We start from the raw sequence: 21,191 nt of genomic DNA, 5'->3' as shown, positions 1-21,191 counted from the left end.
TACGCTCAGGGCGGATTAATCAGTGGAGATACCGGCTACGCCGTGGATCTTCGCTCGGCGTTGTTGCGGCTGGGTCCAAGGTCAGGCAACGCGGGGGCGCGCGGATCGGGCCAAACGTCCTGCGCGCCGGCCGGTGCGAGCGGACCGCCTTTCAGTAGGAACGCTGTATCGGCTGCGATGGTCGCCTCGAGGAAGCGCGTCAGCGCCTGCACGCGCGGAAGGTCTGCCAAGTCCTCGTGACAGGCGAGAAAGATCGGCCGCTGTATTGTGACTTCAGGCTTCAGCACGGGGACCAGACGGCGATCGGTCTCGCCGGCGAAGCTCGGCAGCAGTACCAAGCCGGCGCCAGCGGCCGCGGCAGTCTGCTGCGCGAACATCGAGGAGGAGCGGAACACCACCCGCGGCTCAGCGACCACATCGAGCAGCCAGTGCACTTCGCGGATCTGGACCAAGTCCTCGACATAGTCCACGAAGGCATGCTGCGCGAGGTCGGCCCGTGTCCGCGGCGATCCGTGCCGCTTCAGATAAGCCGGCGCCGCATAGAGGAAAAGCGAGAAGGCACCCACTTGGCGCATGCGCAGCCTTGCGCCGCTGACCGGCACGAAGGAGAGCGAGATGTCAGCCTCGCGCCGTGTCAGGTTGAACAGCGCCGGCGAGGTGACGAGTTCGACCAGCAGGTCGGGATGCGTCTCGCGCAGTGCCGGCAGGCGGCGGGCGAGGTACTGGCTGGCGATACCTTCCATGGTCGCGAGACGCACGCGGCCGGAGGCGCGCCGGCCCGGCCCGGCGGCCTCGGCCATGGCCCGCGTATGCGCCTCTATCGCCTCGGCATGCGGCAGCAGGTGGCGTGCGGCGGCGGTGAGCTCGAAACCCTCGGCGGTGCGTTCAAAGAGCTTGGTACCGAAGGCGCGCTCCAGCTCCGCCACGCGCCGTGAGACGGTGGCGATGTCCACCCGCAACTGCCGCGCCGCGGGCCCGAGCCTTCCTTGGCGTGCGACCTCCAGAAAGAACTTCAGGTCGTCCCAGTCGAACATTCCCGCCGGGGCCTCCTTCCCGGCCTGGAGATTGCCCGCTCAGGCCGGCTCCAGCCAGTCCTGCGGGGCGCCTGGCGGCGTGGAGGCCTCTCCTGGCGCTTCCGGCCCGTCCCGGAATACCACCGGCCGGCGCGCGCTGCGGTCCACCTCCAGCCGGAACACATCGAAGCGGTTGTAGTAGCCGACCACATCGTGGAACTGCTTGGGCTCGACGCAGGCGGCAAGGTCCACATCGGCGTAGAGCAGGCCCTCCTCCTTGCGCGATTGGCCAAGGCCCAAGCCATTCGGCCCAATCACCAGGGAGACGGCACGCGGCGTCTCCTCCAGGATCCGCGGCGCTTCTGGGCTCAGGCCGGCGAGCAGGTCCTTGGCCCGCGCGTCCAGCACGCCACTGGCGACCACGACAAAACACTTGGCCTCGAAGGCGTGCGCACCGCAGCGGATGCGGATCGCCTGGTCGATGTCGTAGGCGCCGGCCTCGCCTGGCACACGGGTCGGCCAGATCGGCGGGAAGGAGGCGATATGGAGCTGCTCGCCCTGCGCCATCAGGGCGTAGCGCGCCAGCGGATTGGTGTTCTCGCCGCAGATCAGCGCGCCGAGGCGGCCGATCCGCGTCTCCACAACCCGCAGCCCGGCGCCGTCGCCCGGCGCCCAGACCAGCTTCTCATAGTAGGTGGGTACCAGCTTGCGGTGGTGGTTGAGGATCGCCCCGTCCGGGCCGATCAGCACGTTGCTATTCCACAAGCAGCCGACCGAAACCGGCGTGCCCTCGGTGAAGCCGATTGAGACGAAGATGTCATGCCGCTTCGCCGCGGCGCGCAGCCGCGCCATCTGCGGCCCCGTCACCTCGATCGCCTGCGCCGCCAGCGCCTTGAACAGACCATGCGTATGGATCGGTGCGGCCAGCGCCACCCAGATCGGAAAACCCGGGATGAAGCTCTCCGGGAAGACGACTAAGCGCGCGCCGCACCGGGCGGCCTCGGCAATCACGTCGAGCGCCTTGTCGATCGTGGCGTCGGTGTCGAGATAGACGGAGGCGACATGCGCCGCCGCCACTGTCAGGGCGGGATACTCGGTCATGCCGTCCTCTGGTCAGAGGGCCTGGGTGGTGAAATCCACGCGCGGCGGCAGCATCGCCTGAAGCTCGGCCCGCGGCACCATGTGCTTCACCCGGTATTCGTTGCTCTCGATGCGGCTGATGTAGCAGTCGATCATGCCGCTGTGGTCCTGCGCCCGCAGCAGCTTGGCGCCCTGCGGATGCGCTAGGCTGTTCGGCACCTCCATCCCCTCGAGCGCGCGAATCACGTCGGGGTCGTTGCGCTTGGTCCGCCAGCCGGAGACCTCGATTGCGCGCTTGAGCAGGAACAGGTTCTCCCAGGCCTGCCAGGCATGACTCTTGGCGTAGACGCGGCGGCTGCTCGTCTCGCGCGCGTGCACCGGATCCACCTCCATGATGCGCAGATGCTCGCGGTGGAATTCGTCGTCCTTGAACCGGAGCATGCGCGGGAAGTTCTCCACCACCACCACGCCCTCGGCCGCGCCCTCCATATCCTCCGGCGCGATCGCCTCCATGGTGCCGGAGACGGAGTACATGCGCATGGTCTTCTCCAGGCCGAGTGCTTTGGCCTGGGTGTAGAATGCTACCGACTGGGCCCCGAAGAAGACGCTGAACAGCACCTCCGTGTCCTGCGGGATGCGGGTGAGATAGGGCAGCAGGTCGCGCGCATCGAGCGGCACTGCAATCGGGTCGTGCACCTTGCCGCCCAGGCGCTCAATGACCGCCTTGTGCTCCTGGTGGTGGCTGTGGCCCCAAGCGTAGTCGGGGAAGATCATCGTCCAGGTCTTGCCCAGATTGTTAAACGCCCAGGGCGCGCCCGCGGCGGCCAGCGCATAGGTGTCGGTGCCGCTGCGGAAGGCATAGCGCGTGCCGCGACTGCCGGTGGCCTCGGTCGCCTCCCCGGTCGAGAAGTAGACGGTCTTGAGCTCGGTCGCGATCGGGATCGAAGCGAGCATGACGCCCGAATGCACCGATCCAGTGACGAAGGCGGCGCGGTTGCGCTGGATCAGCGAGCGCAGCTTGCGCGCACCGGTGGCCGGGCTGCTCTCGGTGTCCTCGGTCACTAGGTCGAGCCGCCGCCCAGCGATGCCGCCCCCCTCATTGATCAGCTTGGCCGCCGCCTTCGCCGCCTTGTCGTGCCAGTAGCCCCAGGAGGCGAAGCCACCAGTGAGCTCCACCTGGTGGCCGATGACGATCGGACCGCCCTCCTGCGCGTAGAGGTCACGGGCCAGCATCACGCTGGCCGCGCCACCGGCGAGCGCGGTGGCGAGGAAGCTGCGGCGGGTGGTGCTCATGGCGGTCTCCTTCCGCGTCAGGTCGGGGCGCCCACGCCGAGCAAGCGGTGGGCGAGGTCGGGGTCGGCGCGCAGCGACTCGGGCGGCCCCGCGAAGGCCGTGTGGCCGCGCTCCATGATGACGACATGCCGCGCGAGCCTGAGCGCCGTGCGCAGGTTCTGCTCCACCAACAGCACGGCGATGCCCGAGGCGGCGATGGCTGCGATCTCGCGCCGGATGTCGTTGACCAGACGCGGCATCACGCCCTCCGTCGGCTCGTCAAGGATCAGCAGGCGCGGACGCATCATCAGCGCGCGGGCGATGGCGAGCATCTGCTGCTCGCCGCCCGACATGGTGCCCGCCTTTTGGTCAAGCCGCTCGGCGAGGCGCGGGAAGCGTTCGAAGACATGCGTCTCGATCGCCGGATCGGCCGGGCCACGCAGGCCGAGGTAGAGGTTCTCGCGCACCGTCAACAGGGGAAAGATGCCACGCCCCTGCGGCACGTAGCCGATGCCGAGGCCAGGGCGCAGATGCGCCTGCAGCCGCGTGATGTCCTGGTCGGCGAAGCGAATGCTGCCGGCAGTGGCCTCGACTACCCCCATGATGGTGCGCAGCGTCGTGGTCTTGCCGACGCCGTTGCGTCCGAGCAGTGCGACGATGCCGCGCGCCGGCACCGCGAGGTCCACGCCAGCAAGGATGGGCACCCGGCCGATGCGGGCGGCAAGGCCGGAAACGACGAGCAGCGGCTCAACCATGCACCGCCTCCTCCTCGTCCTCGCCCTGGCCGAGATAGGCCTCCTGCACCGCCGGGTCGGCGGCGATCGCGGCTGGCGGGCCGTCGGCCAGCACGCGGCCCTGGGCGAGGACGACGATGCGCTCGGCGAGGCCGAACACCACCTCCATGTCGTGCTCGATGATCACCACGTCGGTCCGCTCGCCGATGCGGCGGATCAGCGCCACCGCCTGCTCGGTCTCGGCTGGGCTCATGCCGCAGACCGGTTCATCGAGCAGCAGGAGGCTCGGCCGCTGCGCCAGCGCCATGGCGATCTCGAGCCGCGCCACGTCGCCATAGGAGAGGCTGCCGGCGGCCATGTCGGCGCAGCCGGTGAGGCCGACTTCCTCCAACGCCGCCTCCGCCTCGGCCGCGGTGGCGCGGTCCCGCCGCCACAAGCCGAAAGGGTCGAGCGGACGGTAGCGCTGGCGCGCCGCGATCCAGACATTCTCGTAAACTGAGAGCGCCGGGAAGACCGACTTGATCTGCAGCGTGCGCGCCATGCCAAGCCGGGCGCGAGCATGCGCCTTGAGGTGCGTGATGTCCTGCCCGTGCAGCTGGATACGGCCGGCACTCGGCGGCAACAGGCCGGAGATCAGGTTGAACAGCGTGGTCTTACCCGCTCCGTTCGGGCCAATGATGGCGGAGATGCCACGGCCGAGCGACAGCGTCACGCCGTCCACCGCCCGAAGGCCGCCGAAGCGCCGCGAAACATCGATGAGTTCGAGGACTGGTACGACGCTCACGACCGCACTCCCGGCAGCCGCGCCAGCGCCGCGTTCCACGCCCCGGCGATGCCGCGCGGGGCGAAGACCACGGTCAGGATAACCACCGCCCCTACTACGAGGAGGTAGTGCTCCCAGACTGTGGACAGTTCCTCGCGCACCAGGGTCAGCAGCGCGGCTCCGATCCCGGGGCCGAGCAGCGTGCCGGTGCCGCCGACGATGGTCCAGATCACCGCCTCGCCGGAAACCACGTAGTACATATACGTGGCCGAGGCGTAGCGTCCGTAGAACGCGAACAGCGCCCCGGCCAAGCCGGCGAGCCCGCCGGCGATGACGAAGGCGATCCAGCGCACCTTGAGTACGTCGATGCCGAGGAGTGCTGCCTTACGCTCGCTCTCGCGCACGGCGGCGAAGGCGCGGCCCAGGGGGCTCGCATAGAGCCGTGCTTGGAAAGCGAAGGCGGCAACGGCGAAGGCGAGAATGACGAGATACTGTACCGTCTCGTCGCCCAGACTTAGCGTCACGTCGCCGAACCGCGCCACCGGCGGCGGCGCGAACGAAAGCCCGTCGTCGCCCCCAGTCAGCGGCTTCAGCCGCAGCGCCAGGAAGTAGAAGATCAGCGAGAAGACCACAGTGATGATGGCGAAGTAGTGCCAGGTTAGGCGCACGGCGAAAACGCCGGCCACCGCCGCCATGGCCACCGCCGCCGCGATGCCGAGGCCGAGCGCCGGCCAGAAGCCAAGGCCGAAGCGGTCCACCCCGATCGCCACGCCATACATGCCGAAGCCGAAATAGAGCGCTTGGCCAAAGGAGAGGAGGCCAACATGCCCGAACAGAAGATTGGCCGAAGCGGCGAACAATCCCCAGATCAGCATCTCGGCGGTGATCGCCAGCCAGAATTCGGCCTCGAACATCGGCAGCACCCAAGGGGCAGCGACCAGCACCGCCAGCAGGACCGCCGTCAGAGTGCGGTTGATCGCCGTCACGCTCATCGCGCGGCGCCCGCGAACAGACCCTGGGGCCGCAGCAGCAGCACCGCCGACATCAGGCACAGTGAGGTGATGCGCGCCGCCGTCGGGTCGGACAGGCCCGAGACAACACCCTCGGTCACCGCCAGCAGCACTGCGGCGGCGGCGGTGCCGGGCAGATTGCCGAGGCCGCCGATGACCACAGCCATGAAGCAAGCGGGCAGGATCTCGACCCCGGCGCGGAAGTCCACCGTGGTGATCGGTGCGGCGATGACGCCGCCGAGCAGCGCCAGTGCCGCGCCGAGCGCGAAGGTGAGCAACTGCACCCGCGCCACCGGGATGCCGAGCGTCAGCGCCGTCTCGCGGTCATGCCGCACGGCGCGCATCCAGGTGCCGAAGCGGGTGCGCTGCTGGAACAGGAAGAAGGCGGCAAGAGCGAGCGCCGCGGCGACGGCGGCGGCCAGGCGGTAGATCTCGTAGTTGGTGCCGAAGACCGGCAGCGTGCCGGGCAGCGGCGCCATCAGTCGCCGCGGCGCAGGGCCGAAGGTGGCACGCACCGCTTCCTGCAAGATCAGCGACAGACCAAAGGTGGAAACGATGGTTAGTGCCGGATTGCGCAGGATCGGCCGGATCGCGAAACGCTCGGTAGCCAGCCCGAGAGCCATACCGAGCAGCGGCACCACCACCAGCGCCGCAGCAAAGGAGCCGGTGGTCTCCACGGCCGTCCAGGCCAGCACGCCGCCGACCATGAACAAGTCGCCATGGGCAACGTTGATAACGTCCAGCAGGCCGAAGATGATCGAGAGGCCAAGCGCGATCAGCGCCACGATCAGCCCCCAGGCAAGCCCGTTCAGGGCTAGCGTCGCCAGATTCGCCAGCACATCTCCCTCGCCACGGCTGCGCCGTGTAGTGCCGGCGCTCCCTCCGTTACGGCGAGGATTGACGATGGCGGCGGCGGTCGCCCAGCCGGTATCGTCGCAAGCCCTATTGCGGAAATGCGGGCCACGGCCACTCTGACCTGCGCATTCTGCACCATCAACTCGACGCTTGCTGAAGCCTTGACGACAAACCACATTGGCCGATACGGTATTCGAGCGGTATACAAGACGTATGCAATGGCGACGCTCGATGCAGGACGCGGCGGCCTCGCCGCCCAGGCCTATGCCTCCATTCGTGGGATCGTGCTCGAGGGCGAGTACGCGCCAGGCGATGCAATATCCGAGAACGAACTGGCCGATCGGCTTGGCATGAGCCGCACGCCCGTGAGAGAGGCGCTGAGAGCGCTGGCCCGCGACCGGCTCCTCGACCTCGTTCCGGGGCGAGGCTATTTCCTGCCTCGCTACAGCGCGGCCGACCTACGGGAACTGTTTGAGCTGCGCGAGGTGCTCGAAGGGCTGGCTGCCCGCGGCGCCGCCTTGCGCGCCAGCGAAGGGGAGATCCAGGCGCTTCGGCAGCTCAGCGAGATTTATGACAGCTGCCGCGACTGGCGCGACCGGGCACGGCACGGCGCGGAGTTCCACGCCCGCATTGCCGGCGCCGCGCGCAACACGCGGTTGACCGCGTCGCTGACCGGGCTCGCGGCGCAGATCGCGCTGGTCCGCCGGTCGGAACTCCGGGCCTTCGCCGGGCGGGGCTCCGAGGCGGCGGCGGAGCATCGCGCCATCCTGGACGCCATTGCCGCGCGCGACCCGGACGCAGCCGAGCGGGCAGCACGCGCGCATGTCCGCCGTTCACACGAAGGTTCGCTTCGCGCCGTGATCGGCTGACGCGCCGCGCCCGGCTATCACGAGGAGACATCCACATGGAACCGACAGCTATCCGCCCTGAAGAGGGCTTCCTGCTGGAGCCGGCCCGCCGTACCCCGGTGGTCCGCGAGGTGGATGTGCTGATTTGTGGAGGCGGCGTTGCCGGCATCGGTGCGGCGCTCGGCGCGGCACGCGCTGGCGCGAGGACCATGGTGATCGAGCGCAATGCCTTCCTCGGGGGCGCCGCGACCGGTGTGCTGATGAACACCTGGAATGTGCCCGTGCGGTGCATGACCGGCGTGGCGCGGGAGATCGCGCGCAGCCTGGCTGCCCGCGGCGCCGGCGTGGATGCCGGCCCGACCTTTCCCTTCGATCCGGAGGCGCTGAAGGAGCTCGCCGTCGAGCTTCTGTCCGAGAACGGGGTGAAGATCCTGAATTACACCTGGGTCGTTGATCCGGTCATGGAGGGCAGCCGGATCCGCGGCGTTGTCATCCAGAACAAGTCGGGGCGCCAGGCGATCCTGGCTAGGTGTGTGGTCGACGCCACCGGGGACGCTGACCTCGCCGCCGCGGCAGGAGCCGAGTACGTAAAAGGGCGGGAGGAGGACGGGAAGATGCGCCCGATGTCCGTCTTGTTCCGCCTGGGCGGCGTGGACGTGCGGCGGGTAGTCGAGTACTGCCGTTCGCAGCCAGCCGAGAACTTCACGGCCGATCCGAACTTCCACATCCTGAAGCCCGAGGAGGGCTTGGTCCGCTTCTCCGGCTTCTTCGACATCGCGGCGCGTGCCCGGGCGGCAGGGGAGCTTCCCGAGGAGGTCCACTATCTCCGGATGGAGGGCGTCGATGTCGAGCGCGGCATCGTCACGGTGAACAACAGCCGGGTCTATGGCGTGGACGGCACGAATGCATGGGACATCACCCGCGCGGACCTTGAGGCGCGGATGCAGAACCGGCGCATCCTGAAGGTCATCAAGCGCGATATTCCCGGCTTCGAGAAGGCCTATGTGATCGACAGCTCCCCGACCGTCGGGGTCCGCGAGACCCGCCGCGTACGCGGCCGCTACGTGCTCACGCAGGCCGACAACGTGGCGCAGCGCCGGTTCCCCGACAGCGTGGCGCGCATCTGGCGCCACATGGCCGTCGGCAGGGACTGGCACAAGGCTACCGGCGGCGAGGGAGCACCAGACGACGCGGTGTACCGCACCGCCACGACCGACCTCACCTTCTTTGAGATCCCGTGGCGCGTCTTCGTGCCGAACGGCGTGGAGGGCATGACAGTCGGCGGACGCGCGCTGTCCGTCTCACACGACGCTGACATGTGGACCCGCGGCCAGTATTGCTGCCTTGTCACCGGCCAAGTGGCCGGGGTCGGCGCCGCCCTTGCGGCGCGGCAGGGCACCGTCCCCTCCGCCCTCGACACGACCGTACTGCAGCGCGAGCTCGAGGGGCAGGACGTCGACATCGGTTCGGCGGGCCGCAACGCGGAAGAGCCCGTTCCGGTCCGGGCCTAGCAAGCAAGAACGATGAGAGGAAGAGGAATGATGTCCAAGCCCATGGCCATCGGCCGGCGTGCGATCTTCGCTGCGCTCAGCCTCGCAGCCCTGCCCGCCTCGGCGCAGACTCCCTCATTTCCCGCACGCACGGTGACCCTGCTCCTCGGCTTCCCGCCGGGCGGCACGGTGGACCTGCTGGCACGGCTGCTGGCGCCGAAGCTCTCCGAGGCCTGGGGACAGAGCGTGGTGGTGGAGAACCGGCCGGGCGGCAGCGGCGTGGTAGCCACGCAGGCCCTTGCCGGCGCCACCCCAGATGGGCACACGCTCATGGTCGTGCCCATGACGCATGCCACCAATCCGGCACTCATTGCCCGCATCCCCTTCGACAGCGTCGCCGACTTCACGCCGATCTCGCTCCTGGCGGAGTCGCCCATCATGCTCGTCGTGAACCAGAACCTCCCGGCACGGGGCCTGGCCGAGCTGGTGTCGCTGGCTCGCGAACGGCCGGGCCGGCTCCATTGCGGATCGGGCGGCAACGGGACCTCCCAGCATCTGGCCTGCGAGCTGTTCAAGCAGGCCGAGCGGCTGCAGGTCACGCATGTCCCATATCGCGGCAACGCCGCAGCGATGACGGACGTCATCTCCGGCCAGATCGAGATGCTGTTCGACCAGATGGCCACTGCCGTTCCGCATGTGCGGGCCGGGCGCGTCCGGGCGCTGGCTGTGACCTCGGCACGGCGCTCTTCGGCGATGCCCGATGTGCCCACCATGGCCGAGCTCGGAGTGCCGCAGGCCGGGATGACGGCGTGGTTCGGGCTGATCGGGCCCGCCCGGATGGCTCCGGGACTGGTGGCGCGCATCCAGGCCGACACGGCGCGGATCCTGGCGGCGCCCGAAATGCAGGCGCGGCTGGGGGATCAGGGCCTTACGGTGATCGCCGGCCCACCGGCACAGTTCGCGGAATTCCTGGCTGCGGAGCTGCAGCGCTGGGGCGAGGTGGTGCGGGTGGCGGGGATCCGCGCGGAGTAGCCGACGCGCCGGTGCCCCGGCCGGTTGAGGCGGCGGCCGCAGATGGCGGGCTGAGGGGGGCCAGGGTCGGCCTGATCCGGCCCGGCCGCGCCCGACCAGCCTTGGCCGCCTTGCGATGACGGCTCGTGCCCGTCGACGCCGTGGCCATGGCGAACGATGGCATGCACGCCATTGCGCGCCTCGCGGGGAGCCCCTGCGAAGTGCGCAGGAGTCCGGTGCGATGTGGCGCCGGTGCTGGTGGCGAGGTCAGCCCTCGGGCGGTCCAGGATGGTGCTCGTCAGCCGGGGGAGAAGCTGCGCATCGCGCGCGTTCAGCGCGAGCGCGACCTCGTGGTACCATCTCGATCCGGCTCGGCTTGTCGGTGGCCTGCTTCCAGCGCTCGGCGCAGACCGCCTCGTGCACTGCCAACCTGGTTGCGCCACCGTTCTGCGGCGGCCGCTCAGGGGATCCGCCGCTTCGTCACTGCCACGGAGAGCGTGGCGGCCGTGAGGTCGAAGGTGGCGGAGGGCGAGATGTTCCTAGCCATGACGCGCACCGTGTTGCTGGTCCAGGCCGCGGCGTCGAGTTCGACGAAGCGCGTCGAGGAGGCGAGCGCCGCCTGCGCCAAGTCACCCTGCCGGCATCCGGTGACGGTCACGTCGAGCAGGCTGGTGGCGCCCGGCGCCAGCGAGGGCAGGTCCCAGGCGACCTCGGCGGCGAACTCCCGCTGGCCCACCGGCAGCGCGGGCGTGCCGCAGAGCAGCGCCGGCGCGTGCTCCGGCAGGCCATAGAGGCGCAGCGCCTCGAGCTCGATCTGCCCGTCGAAGCCGATGATCCCGACCTGCGCGAAGGCCACGCCCGGCCCGAGCCGCACCGTCATGCGCCGGTTCAGCGAGGCGTCGGCCATCACCGCGCCGCCGGTCCAGGCCTTGGCGGGGGCGTTCCATTGCATGGTGGTCAGCGAGGCCAGCACGTCGCCGGCGACGTTCTCCCGCACGGCCATGGCCGCGTCGAAGCAGCGCACGAACAGCCGCCCGCCATCGGCGCCGCCGACCAGCCAGTGGGCGAGCGCGAACTCCTTCGCCTGCGAGCAGTCCACCACGAAGGCCAGCCCGCGCTGCGCCTCCAGCCGCAGCCCGCGGCCGGTCGGCGTGATGCCGTCCAGGCCGTTGAAGGACAGCCCGGCCAGGGTAGTGGCCGCGGTGGTCGAGGTGGCGACCGCCGCCAGCCCCTCCGCCCCGACCTCGGTGGCGCTGTGCCGGAAGGCCGCGGCGCGGAGGTTCGGCACATTGCCGAGCAGCCGCAGGTGGCGCGAGGCCGGGGCGCGGTGGCGGTTGAGGACGGCGTTGCCGCAGCGGCTGGCGGTGGCGGTGTAGTCGATCCGGACCTGATAGGTATTCGCCCAGGCGACCTCGTATTCGCAGTCCTGCGCGCCGGCGGTGTGCCGCGCCACGATCGGCGAGCAGGCCTCCATGCGCAGCGCCCGGCCGATGATGGCCGAGCCGCTGGTCTCGTTCAGGAAGGGGATGGCGACGTTCGGGTCGAGCTGCCGCAGCTCGAAGTTCGGCCCGTCGAAGATGTGCCGGTTGTGGTTGCTGTAGGCCCCCGGCGCCTGGCTGAGCCGGATCCCGAAGCGGTCGAGTGTCGGATTGATGCCGGTCGCGCAGGCGAAGTGCCCGCCGTAGTAGCGGATCGAGGTGTTCCAGGCGGTGGCGGTGGCGCAGTGCGCGTCGAGCCCGTAGCGGTTGTTCAGGATCCGGCCGAGGATCAGCGTGGTGTCCTCGAAGCCGCGGCCATCGCCGAGGGTGCGCAGCCCGATGGTGAAGCCCGAGACCAGGCGGAGGTCGAGCAGCGAGGCGTCGAGGTTGCGGGCGAGGATGCCGATGTCGGCCTCGCTCGCCCAGTCGGACTGGATCTGCCGCGTGACCTGGAGGTTGAGGTAGAGCTTCTCGCCGTTGCGGGTGGTGCCGCCGTCGCCGAGCGTCAGGACCGTCGCCGGCGCGTTGGCGGCGCCGGTGTACTGGATCACCCCCTGCATGATCAGCCCGCGGGCGCCGCCGCCGAGCGTCACCCCGGCATCGACGTTCCAGGTGCCGGGCGGGATGACGGCGAACTTGCCGTCGGCGGCAGCACGGTCGAAGCAGGCCTGGAGGGCGGCGCGATCGTTGGCGGTGCCGTCGCCGAGGCCGCCGAAGTCGCGCGGCAGCACCGCCTCGCGGTCGCGCAGGTACTTGGCCAGGTCGGTCTTGGAGATGTTCTGGCCGAGGACCAGGAGGTCGTCGATGCGGGCGGCCATGGCTGCCTCCGATCAGAGGGCGGTGGCGGTGACGGGCCCGGCGAGGGCCGAGACGTTGCCCTCGGCGGAGACGGCGCGGAGCCAGTACCAGCGGGCCTCGCCGGCGGTGAGGCCGGTGCGGTCCCAGGGCAGCGCGGTCGGCTCGGTCGCGAGCTTCACCGCGGCGGCCAGGCTGGCGCTGCTGGCCTCGAAGACCAGCAGCCGCACGGCATCGGCCGGGACGCCGCCGGACAGCCGCACGCCGCCGGCGATGCCGAGGGCGGCAGGCGCGGTGACGGCGCCGGGCATCGCCGCCTCCCGCCAGCCCGACACCGCGCCGCTGCGGGCCACGGCGCGCGCCCGGACGGCGGTCGGCTCGGTGGTGGGAATGGACGCCGCGGTCGCGCCGAGGGCGCCGCCGTAGCCCTGCCAGGTGGCGACAGAGGCCGGACGGAATTCGAGTTCGTAGCCGGCCAGGTAGGCGCTGCCGACCGCCGACCAGGAGACGCCGAGGGCGGCAAAGGAAACGCCGGTCGGCGTCTCCACCGCGATCGAGGCCGGCGCGGCGATGACGCCGGGGTTCGGCAGCACCACCGAGGGGCTGTCGCCGGCGGCGCGCTCGTCCAGCGCCGGGTTCCAGTCCCAGACGGCCGGGTCTTCCTCCGACAGGGTGAGGTCGACGCCGCCGTCCGGCGACAGCCGCCAGCCCGTCACCCGCGCCGGGAACGGGCCGACCCGGTCGAGGGCGACCGTCACCCCGTCCCAGGGCCGCAGCCGCAGCGCCGAGAGGTTCGCCGGGAAGGCGACCTCGCGCTGGCGGCGGATCCGCTCCAGCTCGGCCTTCATCAGCCGCTGCACCGCGCTGACCGACGTCGTCAGCGGGAACTCCAGGTCGCGGTAGATCTGCTCGCCGCCGTCCTCGGCGACGTAGTTCGCGGCGAGCAGCGGCGGGGCGTCGGTCGGCTGCCAGTTCTTCGCCGGGTCGACGTAGACCGCGCGCACCCCGTTGAAGAGGTCGCGCCGCGGCCGGCTGCCCTGGATGGTGACGTCGCCGCGCAGGTCGTCCGCGGTGAGCGTCGCCGCCGGCAGCGCCGGCCCGCCGGCGTGGATGAAGAACCGCCCGCCCGAGACGACCAGCGCGCCGGCCATGGCGGCGACCAGCTTGCGGGTGATGGCGATCTTGCCCTCGCCGAGCGAGACGCGGCCGTTCACCGTGTAGCGCCGCTCGGTGACGCCGGCCCGGGTGCCGACCAGCTCGTCGCACACGTTCGCCGCGGCGATCAGGGCGGGGATGTCGATGTCGTCCCACGACGCCTTCCAGCCGCAGGACGCCGTCAGGTACCAGGCGAGGCAGAGGGCGGGGTTGTCCGACCAGCCGATCTGGCCGGTGCGCGGGTCGAGGATGGTGTCGGCGCCCTCGACCAGGGCGGCGATGTTCGGCGGGCCGGCGGGGAAGGCCTCGGCGGTGAGCTTCAGCCGGACCGCGACGTAGGCTCGGCCCCGGCCGCGGTGCGCGGCGGTCCACTGGCCGCCGGTCTCGGCGATCAGGTTGGCATCGGCCGCCTGGTCGGGCGCGCCGAGGTGGTGGTCGATGCGCACCAGCCCGGCGAAGGAGGCATCGGTCTCGGACTTATCGCCGAGCCAGACCTCGCCGATGGACCGCACGCTGTGCCCGGCCAGCACCACCACGGCGAGAAGTAGCCGTCCTCCCGCCCCTGGTCGTCGGGAGCCGAGTGCAGGAAGACGATCGGCCCCGAGACCTTGCAGCGGCCGAAGACGATCTGGTGCTCGGTGATGGGCTGGCGGACGGACTGGGTGCGGCCGGCGCCGGGGGCGCTGGCGTCGAAGCCGGTGGTGGCCGGGGTGGTGGGGACGCTCGGCTTCCTGGCCGGGAAGATGGCGCCGCCGACCGCGGTGACGACCAGGGCAGCGCCGGCGCCGACCAGAGCGCCGAGGACGCCGCCGCCGACCGCAGCCGAGGCGACGCCGGAGGCCACGACGGCGATCAGCGGGACGGCGGCGGGCATGAGGACACCTCACGGCATCGCGGCAGGACGGGGGCAGGTCACGGAAGCGGATCAGCCGCGCTGCCGCGAGGGCTCCGTCAGCCGATCCTCCAGGCGGTGGCGCAAGTGGTGAGCGGCTGACGCACGAGGCCGCGTGGACCGACGAAGGCGGCGCGGCCGCCGTCCACCACCACGCCGAGCCGCTGTGGGTCGCCGGCGAGCACCACGTCGCCGGGCCGGGCGAAGGCGGGTGGAAGGCGCGGGAAGCCGGCGCTGTCGGCCGTGGCCTCGAGGTCGGGCAGGATGCAGAGCCGCGGCCTGGTGCCGGTGACCGCCTCGATCGCGGCCAGGGCGAAGCGGCCGCAGTTCCAGGCGTGGTCGTCGAAGGGGCGGGCCTCGGCCGCCGCCAGCAGGGCTGCCAGCCGGCCAGGCCAGTCCGGGCGGCGGGGCATCATACCAATCGCCCTAACGGAGGCTACTCAGGGCGGGAAGCGGATGGTCAGCGTAGTGAGCGTGCGCGCTCGGGACCGAAACGCTGGCAGGTTGGGGAGCAAACGCCGCGCGTCCTGGCGCGGCTGCTGCGCGTCCGGGAGGGGCCGGCACCGGCCCCTCCCACACCCGTCACACCGCCCTGGCGCGGAGCTGACGTGCCGCGGCAACCAAGTTCGCCATGGCCGGCTTCACCTCCGCCCAGCCGCACGTCTTGCAGCCGCAGTCGGGGTTCAGCCAGAGCCGGCGGCGCGGAATGCGCTCCGCCGCCCGGGCCGCCAGCCGCGCCATCTCCTCGGCCGATGGCACACGTGGCGAGTGGATGTCCCACACGCCCGGCCCGATCTCGTTTGGGTAGTCGAACACCGCGAAGGCATCGAGCAGTTCCATGTTGCTGCGCGCCGTCTCGATCGAGATCACGTCGGCGTCCATCGCCGCGATGCTCTCGATGATGTCGTTGAACTCGGAATAGCACATGTGGGTGTGGATCTGCGTCTCGTCCCGCACTGGGCTCGCCGAGAGGCGGAAGCAGGCGACCGCCCAGCGGAGATAGTCGTCACGGTCTGCCTTGCGCAGCGGCAGGCCTTCGCGGAACGCTGGCTCATCGATCTGCACGATCGGGATACCGGCGGCTTCCAGGTCCGCCACCTCGTCGCGGATGGCGAGCGCGATCTGGCGGCAGACCGTCTCGCGCGGGATGTCGGTGCGCACAAAGGACCATTGCAGCATGGTCACGGGCCCTGTCAGCATTCCCTTCATCGGCTTGTCGGTGAGGGACTGCGCGTAGGCCGACCAGCGCACCGTCATCGGCTTGGGTCGCGAGACATCAGCCCAGATGATGGGCGGAGCGACGCAGCGGCTGCCGTAGCTCTGCACCCAGCCATGCTTGGTGAAGGCATAGCCGGCAAGCTGCTCGCCGAAATACTTCACCATGTCGTTGCGCTCGAACTCGCCATGGACGAGCACGTCCACGCCGATCTCCTCCTGCCAGCGCACGGCCTCGGCGATCATGCGCTCCATCTCCGCGTCGTAGCTCGCCTTGTCCAGCTCGCCGCGGGCGAGGCGCGCGCGCAGGCTCCGCACCTCGGCGGTCTGCGGCCAGGAGCCGATCGAAGTGACAGGCAACTCCGGTAGGCCGAGCCGAGCCGCCTGCGCCGCCGCCCGCGTAGGATAGGAGCTCGTGCGCCGCTCCATCTCTGGCGCCACCGCGGCGAGCCGCGCGGCCAAGCCCGCGTCGTGCAGCCGCTCATCGGCGCGCGCCTCCGCGAGGGCTCGGTCGCTCTCCTCAAAGGCGGCGGCGACGGCCTTTTCGGCCTCGTCCACGGCGCGGGCGAGGACCGCGACCTCCTTCAGCTTTTCGTTGGCGAAGGCGAGACGGCGCTTCAGCGCGGGGTCGAGCGCGGTCTCCATCGCCAGGCTGTGCGGCACGTGCAGCAGCGAGCAGGAGGGCGCAACCATCAGCCGCTTGCCGAAGCCAGCCGCTTCCGCCGCGCGGAGCTGCGCGAGGGCGGCGCGCAGGTCGGTGCGCCAGACATTGCGCCCATCCACCACACCGAGCGAAAGCCAGCGGTCGCGCGGCAGCGCCTCCAGCACGGCCGGGAGCTGTCCCGGCGCTCGGACCAAGTCCACATGCAGGCCGGCGACTGGCAGAGAGGCGGCGAGTTGCAGATTATCGCGCAGTCCCTCGAAGTAGGTCGTCAGCAGCAGGTTCAGTCCTGGCGCAGCTTCAGCCAGGGCGCGGAAGGCGGTGCGGTAGGCGTCCTCGGCACCCGAGGGCAGGTCGGTGACCAGGCAGGGCTCGTCCACCTGCACCCAGACGGCGCCTGCCTCGGCCAGGAAGCGCAGCGCATCCGCATAGGCCGGCAGCATCGCCGGCAGCAGGTCGAGCGGTCGCGTGCCGTCCTCGGTTTTGGACAGAAGCAGCAGCGAGATGGGGCCGAGAAGCACCGGGCGTGTGCGCGTGCCGTGCTGCAACCCTTCGCGCAGGGCGCGGGTCCAGCGGTCGTCGAGCAGCCGCGGTCGCATCGCGGCCGAGAGGCGCGGGACCACGTAGTGATAGTTGGTGTCGAACCACTTGGTCATCTCGAGAGCCACGGCATCGCCTGGGATGCCGGCCGCGCGCTCCGCCGCGCGGCCGCGCGCGCCGCGGGCAAGAGCGAACATGGTGGCGAGCGATACCGGCCCCTCACCGGACCAGCCGTAGCCGGGCGGCACCAGGCCGAAGGCGCAGACCGTCTCCAGCACGTGGTCGTAGAGGGCGAAGTCGGCCGAAGGGACATGGCTGATCCCGCTGCCCTGCTGGACGGCGCGGGCGCCGGCCCGCAACGCGGCGGCAGTAGATTGCAACTCGGCCTCGCCGAGCTTGCCGGCCCAGAAGGCTTCAAGGGCGGTCTTGAGTTCGCGCTTCGGCCCGATACGCGGGTAGCCGAGATTGGCGGCGATCGTCATCGCAGTCGGTCTCCGTCGCCCGGTGCACCCAGCCCGGCCGTGAGGGTGGCGCGCCCCCGGATGGCCCGGGATGCACGGCGTGGGCAGGTCTCCTGGCTTGCGGGTGCCGGGCTTTCGCCCTTCGCCTCCGGCCCTGCCTTCCCGCTTGCGCAGTGGCGCCCCCGATTGGGGCACAGGCCGGCGGCTTCCCGCCAACAGTTGCTGGGGCAGCAGCCGACTTGGAGCGAAGCCCCGCACGGCCTTCCCTTTTCACCCGCTCGCGCGGGACCCACGTGGCATAAACATATCTTTATAAGGGGGTTTGCTCAAGCTCAGCCGCACCTTTGTGCCCGTTCGGGCCGCGACTTCCCCGCTACGGCGGCGAGTTCAGTCGACTCATCGACGCTCCGGCAGACCGCGTTGAGGAGCCGTAACGAACAATTGATTGGGAGAGTCTGCTCCGGGTCGCAACCGGCCGATCCGGGCGACGCGTCACCGCGCCGGCAGCCGGACCTCGGCCTCCTGCAGCGCCGGGACGAACTCGAAGAAGCGGTCGCCCGGATACTCGGCCTGCTGGTCGGCATCGGTGTAGCGGCGCACCTCGGCGCGCTCGAGGTCGACGAGGCGGCTCTCGCAGGTGAGCGCGACGCGCGGCTCGGCCCCGTCCACCACCTCCATGGTGTCCATCAGCCCGGCCCAGAGCGGGAACGGGTCGGCGACGAAGGCGCCCTCGGCATCGAGCAGCGCGCCCCAGAGCCGGGCCGGGCGGAGGCGGAAGCCGCGCTCCGCGAGGGCGATATCCACCACCTCCTGCGGCACCGGCGAGAGCGCCAGGGTGAGGCGCACGGCGCGCAGCTCGACCGTCTCCTCGACCTCGGAGATGGCGCCGATCGCGCCCATCCCCTCGAAGACCATGCCGGCCCAGGAGAGCGGCCCGAGCCCGGTCCAGGCGCGGAAGGGGCCGGAGGCGAAGTCGAGCTCGACCAGCACGACGGGGGCGGCGGTCCGGGCGGTGGCGGCCGCGGCCGCCTGCGGGTGCAGCCGCGGCGTGGCGGTGATGCCGTCCATCTACAGGACTTCCTCGAGGCGGATCGTGATCGCGGTGAAGCGGCCGGGGCGGGTCGGATTGGCCGCCTCGTCGTCGGAGACGAGCCGCATCGGCACGGTGGGCTTGGTCAGCACCAGGGGCTCGGCGATCGACGCCGCGACGCGCAGCGGCGGGCCGATGGGGATGGTGGCGGTGCCGGTGCCGGACGCCACCACGTCCTCCGTGGCGATGTAGAGCCGGCCGTTCAGCCCAAGATAGTCGCCGGCGGCGAGGGCGAGCGCGTTCGGCCACCAGCCCTGGGTCTGGATGGCGAGCGCCCCGCGCGCGGCGCCGGCCGCGAGCGACGGATTGCCGGAGCCGACCACCAGGCCGGTGCCGTCGGTGAAGAGCGTGGCGTCGGAGAAGCTGTAGGGGCCCGAGGGCACCTGGCCCTGGCTCCGGGGATCGCCGGTGCGGTACTCCCGCCGCCAGTCCCAGATCCGCACCGTGTTCAGCGAGCCGGCGAGCGCCGCCAACAGGCCCTCCAGCAGCCCGGCGCGGGCCGGGCTCAGCGGGTCGAAGCTCGCCTCCGCCACCCAGCGTGCGCCCTCGCGCCGCAGCACCTGGGTCGCGCGGGTGACCGGCGAGACGAAGCGGGTGGTGTTGTGCTGCAGGTAGAAGACCAGCCGCGAGGGGCGCAGCACCTCCGGCCAGGCGTACTCGACCATCGCCGCTACCCCCGCACCGTCTCGTAGGCCGCGCCGCCGCGGCGGATGGCGTCCAGCGTCATGGCCGAGGCCTGGTAGGCGATCTGCCCGGCCAGCAGCCGCAGCCGCGCCTCGACGCCGGCATCGGCCCCGCGGGCGTCGATCGCGATGGAGGTGTTGATGGTGGTGCCGCCCGGCGCCACGCCGTTCGGCAGCACCACGCCCGACTGGCGAGGGACGAACCACTCCGGCCCGCGCTCGCCGACGATGTAGGGCTGCCCGGCGGTGACCGGGCCGCCCTCGGCGCGGAACAGTCCGCCAAGCCAGGAACCGATGCCGCTGAACATGCTGTCGAAGGAGAAGCCGGAGAGCGCGGAGGACACGGCGTTACCGAGCGGCTCGGTGATGGTCTTGCGGGCGATGATCCGGGTGATGTCCTGCAGCAGGCCCTGCAGGACCTTGGACAGCTTCTCACCCTTGACCACCGCATCCTCGAAGGCGCTGCTGAAGCTGAGCCCGAGCTCGCGCACCGTCTCGGAGGTCCGCTCGGCGCCCTCCGCGACCCGCCGCTCGGCCCGCTCGAGGTCCTCCAGGGCCCGCTCCGCCTCGCGCTGGATGGTGGCGTCGGGAACCGGACGGCCGATGCGCTCGGACCGGACCACCAGGTCGGAGAGCCGCGCCATCCGGCGCTGGTAGCGCTCATAGGCGGTCTCATTGTCCTGGATCAGCCGCTCGCGCTCGCGCAGCACCTCGTTCACCTCGCGCTCGGCGTCGCGGTTGTCGCGCTGCGCGGCGGCGACGCGGCGGACGGTGCCTTCGAGGCGGCGCAGCGCCTCGTCGCGCTCGCGGGTGGCGAGTGTCTCCAGGCGCTGGCGCTCGGCGGCGTCGATGGCGCCCGCAGCCTCGGCCTCGCGCAGGCGGCGGACGCGCTCCTCGTATTCCCGGTTGATCCGGAAACGGTCGTCGAGGTCGCGGGTGAGCTCCTGCACCTCCTGCGCCGCCCGGCGCCGGCGGGCATCGGCCGCGGCCTGACCGGCGCGCTCCTGCTCCTCCAGGCGGCGGTTGAGCGACTCCCGCTCGGCGGCGTCGATCTCGGCGAGGATGCCGAAATAGCTGCGGCGGAGTTCCTCGAGGCGCTGGGAGCGATCGACGCCGGCCTGCTGCTCGGCAACGCCGACCAGGCCGGGGCGGAGGCTGCCGCGGCGGACCGGGGCGCGCAGGCTGGCGCGGCCGTCCTGCTCGCTCTCCAGCCGGCCGATCTGCGCCGACAGCGCCTCCGCCTGGCGGCGCAGGCCGGCGAGGCGCTCCTCCTCGCTGCGCAGGCCGGCGCCCTGGCGGACGCTGTCCACCGCGCGCGCCGCGGCCGAGAGGGCGCGGGCCAGCGCTATGGACAGGCCGATGGCGCGGTCGAGCTGGCCGAGGAAGCCCTCGGTCGCCGCCGTCAGCTGCCCGAAGGCGCGGCCGAGCGAAAGCGGCGCGCGGTCGAGCTCCGCGCCGAGCCGCTCGGTGGCGCGCAGCAGCGCCGGGAACACCCGCTCGGCGGTGAGCTTGCCCTCGGAGCCGAGTTTGCGCAGTTCGCCGATGGAGACGCCGAGCTCGCGCGCGAGACCCTCGGCCAGCAGCGGCATGGCCTCGAGGATCGAGCGCAGCTCGTCGCCCTGCAGCACGCCCGAGGCCAGCGCCTGGGCGAGCTGGAGGGTGGCGGAGGAGATCTCCTGGGTGGAGGCGCCGGAGACGATGGCCACCCGCTGCAGCCCGCCGACGAGGCGCACCACCTGGTCGGAGGTGGCGCCGATCTCGCGCGCGGCGATCGAGAAGCGCTGGAAGGCGTCGACGCTCTCGGAGACGGCGACGCCGGTGGAGAGGGCGTTGCGGTAGAGGGCCTCGTAGACCTGCCCGGCGCGCGCGACCGAGCCGGTGGCGTTCTGAAGCCGGGAGAGGCCCTGGGTCAGCGTGTCGCCGGCCTGGACCAGGGCGCGGGCGGCGACGGCCACGCCGGCGATCTGGCTGCCGCGGATGGCGAGGTCGAGCAGTTCGAGCGAGCGCGAGGCCCGCTCGGCGCCGCCCTTGATCTGGTCGAGGGAGCGCTGGCCGGTCTCGCCGACCTCGCGCAGCCCCGCCTTGACCCGGGCGGCGTCGTCCAGCGACAGGCGGACCGAGACGCGGCGGGTGGCGTCGGCCATG

General features: G+C 71.3%; 18 protein-coding genes and 1 riboswitch. Of the genes, 3 read left to right on the top strand and 15 right to left on the bottom strand.

Features of this window, described 5'->3' with window-relative positions; translation table 11 throughout:
• Positions 1-35: 35 nt before the first annotated feature.
• Genes IEX99_RS14360 through IEX99_RS14330 form a run of 7 tightly spaced genes read right to left on the bottom strand, consistent with a single transcriptional unit; the run spans position 36 to position 6,711 of the window.
• A complete protein-coding gene (locus tag IEX99_RS14360; protein WP_188901422.1) occupies positions 36-1,034 on the bottom strand; it encodes a LysR family transcriptional regulator in 999 nt (332 codons plus the stop codon).
• A gap of 39 nt (positions 1,035-1,073) precedes the next feature.
• Positions 1,074-2,114, bottom strand: coding sequence for a carbon-nitrogen hydrolase family protein (locus tag IEX99_RS14355; RefSeq protein ID WP_188901420.1), 1,041 nt, complete (start codon positions 2,112-2,114; stop codon positions 1,074-1,076).
• Positions 2,115-2,126: 12 nt separating this feature from the next.
• Entirely contained in the window at positions 2,127-3,386 is a 1,260-nt protein-coding gene (locus IEX99_RS14350) for an ABC transporter substrate-binding protein (protein ID WP_188901418.1), read from the bottom strand.
• Between the two features lie 17 nt (positions 3,387-3,403).
• Positions 3,404-4,120, bottom strand: a complete 717-nt coding sequence (locus tag IEX99_RS14345) for an ABC transporter ATP-binding protein (protein ID WP_188901416.1) — start codon at positions 4,118-4,120, stop codon at positions 3,404-3,406.
• Positions 4,113-4,883 carry an ABC transporter ATP-binding protein gene (locus tag IEX99_RS14340; RefSeq protein ID WP_188901414.1) on the bottom strand — a complete coding sequence of 257 codons (771 nt, stop codon included), beginning with the start codon at positions 4,881-4,883 and terminating at the stop codon, positions 4,113-4,115. The genes IEX99_RS14345 and IEX99_RS14340 overlap by 8 nt, the downstream gene beginning before the upstream one ends.
• Positions 4,880-5,854 carry a branched-chain amino acid ABC transporter permease gene (locus tag IEX99_RS14335; protein WP_188901412.1) on the bottom strand — a complete coding sequence of 325 codons (975 nt, stop codon included), beginning with the start codon at positions 5,852-5,854 and terminating at the stop codon, positions 4,880-4,882. Before IEX99_RS14335 ends, IEX99_RS14340 begins: the two co-directional genes overlap by 4 nt.
• Positions 5,851-6,711 (bottom strand): branched-chain amino acid ABC transporter permease, encoded by an 861-nt coding sequence (locus tag IEX99_RS14330; protein ID WP_229678039.1) that lies wholly within the window; start codon positions 6,709-6,711, stop codon positions 5,851-5,853. The genes IEX99_RS14335 and IEX99_RS14330 overlap by 4 nt, the downstream gene beginning before the upstream one ends.
• Positions 6,712-6,945: 234 nt before the next feature.
• Here IEX99_RS14330 and IEX99_RS14325 point away from each other — a divergent pair, with 234 nt between their 5' ends.
• From IEX99_RS14325 to IEX99_RS14315, 3 genes are read left to right on the top strand one after another with little or no spacing between them, the layout of a single operon-like run.
• Positions 6,946-7,596, top strand: a complete 651-nt coding sequence (locus tag IEX99_RS14325; protein WP_188901410.1) for a GntR family transcriptional regulator — start codon at positions 6,946-6,948, stop codon at positions 7,594-7,596.
• Between the two features lie 35 nt (positions 7,597-7,631).
• Positions 7,632-9,086 carry an FAD-dependent oxidoreductase gene (locus IEX99_RS14320; protein ID WP_188901408.1) on the top strand — a complete coding sequence of 485 codons (1,455 nt, stop codon included), beginning with the start codon at positions 7,632-7,634 and terminating at the stop codon, positions 9,084-9,086.
• A 30-nt stretch (positions 9,087-9,116) separates the two neighbouring features.
• Positions 9,117-10,097, top strand: coding sequence for a Bug family tripartite tricarboxylate transporter substrate binding protein (locus IEX99_RS14315; RefSeq protein WP_188901406.1), 981 nt, complete (start codon positions 9,117-9,119; stop codon positions 10,095-10,097).
• Positions 10,098-10,536: 439 nt separating this feature from the next.
• Here the strand turns inward: IEX99_RS14315 and IEX99_RS14310 are convergent, their stop codons facing one another.
• The 8 genes from IEX99_RS14310 to IEX99_RS14280 all read right to left on the bottom strand — a co-directional run bounded on the left by IEX99_RS14310 (position 10,537) and on the right by IEX99_RS14280 (position 21,190).
• Positions 10,537-12,372, bottom strand: coding sequence for a hypothetical protein (locus IEX99_RS14310; RefSeq protein ID WP_188901404.1), 1,836 nt, complete (start codon positions 12,370-12,372; stop codon positions 10,537-10,539).
• A gap of 12 nt (positions 12,373-12,384) precedes the next feature.
• A complete protein-coding gene (locus IEX99_RS14305) occupies positions 12,385-14,007 on the bottom strand; it encodes a phage tail protein (RefSeq protein ID WP_229678044.1) in 1,623 nt (540 codons plus the stop codon).
• Entirely contained in the window at positions 13,896-14,378 is a 483-nt protein-coding gene (locus tag IEX99_RS22530) for a hypothetical protein (RefSeq protein WP_229678038.1), read from the bottom strand. Before IEX99_RS22530 ends, IEX99_RS14305 begins: the two co-directional genes overlap by 112 nt.
• A 77-nt stretch (positions 14,379-14,455) precedes the next feature.
• A complete protein-coding gene (locus tag IEX99_RS14300; RefSeq protein ID WP_188901402.1) occupies positions 14,456-14,809 on the bottom strand; it encodes a DUF6950 family protein in 354 nt (117 codons plus the stop codon).
• Between the two features lie 169 nt (positions 14,810-14,978).
• The gene (metE, locus tag IEX99_RS14295; protein ID WP_188901400.1) at positions 14,979-17,294 is read right to left on the bottom strand and encodes a 5-methyltetrahydropteroyltriglutamate--homocysteine S-methyltransferase; all 2,316 of its coding nucleotides are present in this window, start codon (positions 17,292-17,294) and stop codon (positions 14,979-14,981) included.
• Between the two features lie 65 nt (positions 17,295-17,359).
• A riboswitch (cobalamin riboswitch) is annotated at positions 17,360-17,581 on the bottom strand.
• Between the two features lie 184 nt (positions 17,582-17,765).
• Positions 17,766-18,341: a hypothetical protein gene (locus IEX99_RS14290; protein ID WP_188901398.1), complete on the bottom strand. Its 576-nt coding sequence runs from the start codon at positions 18,339-18,341 to the stop codon at positions 17,766-17,768.
• The gene (locus IEX99_RS14285) at positions 18,342-19,028 is read right to left on the bottom strand and encodes a hypothetical protein (protein WP_188901396.1); all 687 of its coding nucleotides are present in this window, start codon (positions 19,026-19,028) and stop codon (positions 18,342-18,344) included.
• A gap of 5 nt (positions 19,029-19,033) precedes the next feature.
• Positions 19,034-21,190 carry a tape measure protein gene (locus IEX99_RS14280; RefSeq protein ID WP_188901394.1) on the bottom strand — a complete coding sequence of 719 codons (2,157 nt, stop codon included), beginning with the start codon at positions 21,188-21,190 and terminating at the stop codon, positions 19,034-19,036.
• Between the last annotated feature and the right edge of the window lies 1 nt (position 21,191).

It is taken from the genome of Caldovatus sediminis, assembly GCF_014644455.1.
In the GTDB taxonomy this organism is placed as follows: domain Bacteria; phylum Pseudomonadota; class Alphaproteobacteria; order Acetobacterales; family Acetobacteraceae; genus Caldovatus; species Caldovatus sediminis.
This window is presented reverse-complemented; position numbering and strand designations above follow the sequence as displayed.

Excerpts from the sequence above, each read along its gene's own strand:
- IEX99_RS14360 (WP_188901422.1), bottom strand. The coding sequence starts at position 1,034 with ATGTTCGACTGGGACGACCTGAAGTTCTTTCTGGAGGTCGCACGCCAA.
- IEX99_RS14355 (WP_188901420.1), bottom strand. The coding sequence starts at position 2,114 with ATGACCGAGTATCCCGCCCTGACAGTGGCGGCGGCGCATGTCGCCTCC.
- IEX99_RS14350 (WP_188901418.1), bottom strand. The coding sequence starts at position 3,386 with ATGAGCACCACCCGCCGCAGCTTCCTCGCCACCGCGCTCGCCGGTGGC.
- IEX99_RS14345 (WP_188901416.1), bottom strand. The coding sequence starts at position 4,120 with ATGGTTGAGCCGCTGCTCGTCGTTTCCGGCCTTGCCGCCCGCATCGGC.
- IEX99_RS14335 (WP_188901412.1), bottom strand. The coding sequence starts at position 5,854 with ATGAGCGTGACGGCGATCAACCGCACTCTGACGGCGGTCCTGCTGGCG.
- IEX99_RS14325 (WP_188901410.1), top strand. The coding sequence starts at position 6,946 with ATGGCGACGCTCGATGCAGGACGCGGCGGCCTCGCCGCCCAGGCCTAT.
- IEX99_RS14320 (WP_188901408.1), top strand. The coding sequence starts at position 7,632 with ATGGAACCGACAGCTATCCGCCCTGAAGAGGGCTTCCTGCTGGAGCCG.
- IEX99_RS14315 (WP_188901406.1), top strand. The coding sequence starts at position 9,117 with ATGTCCAAGCCCATGGCCATCGGCCGGCGTGCGATCTTCGCTGCGCTC.
- IEX99_RS14310 (WP_188901404.1), bottom strand. The coding sequence starts at position 12,372 with ATGGCCGCCCGCATCGACGACCTCCTGGTCCTCGGCCAGAACATCTCC.
- IEX99_RS22530 (WP_229678038.1), bottom strand. The coding sequence starts at position 14,378 with ATGCCCGCCGCCGTCCCGCTGATCGCCGTCGTGGCCTCCGGCGTCGCC.
- IEX99_RS14300 (WP_188901402.1), bottom strand. The coding sequence starts at position 14,809 with ATGCCCCGCCGCCCGGACTGGCCTGGCCGGCTGGCAGCCCTGCTGGCG.
- metE (WP_188901400.1), bottom strand. The coding sequence starts at position 17,294 with ATGACGATCGCCGCCAATCTCGGCTACCCGCGTATCGGGCCGAAGCGC.
- IEX99_RS14290 (WP_188901398.1), bottom strand. The coding sequence starts at position 18,341 with ATGGACGGCATCACCGCCACGCCGCGGCTGCACCCGCAGGCGGCCGCG.
- IEX99_RS14285 (WP_188901396.1), bottom strand. The coding sequence starts at position 19,028 with ATGGTCGAGTACGCCTGGCCGGAGGTGCTGCGCCCCTCGCGGCTGGTC.
- IEX99_RS14280 (WP_188901394.1), bottom strand. The coding sequence starts at position 21,190 with ATGGCCGACGCCACCCGCCGCGTCTCGGTCCGCCTGTCGCTGGACGAC.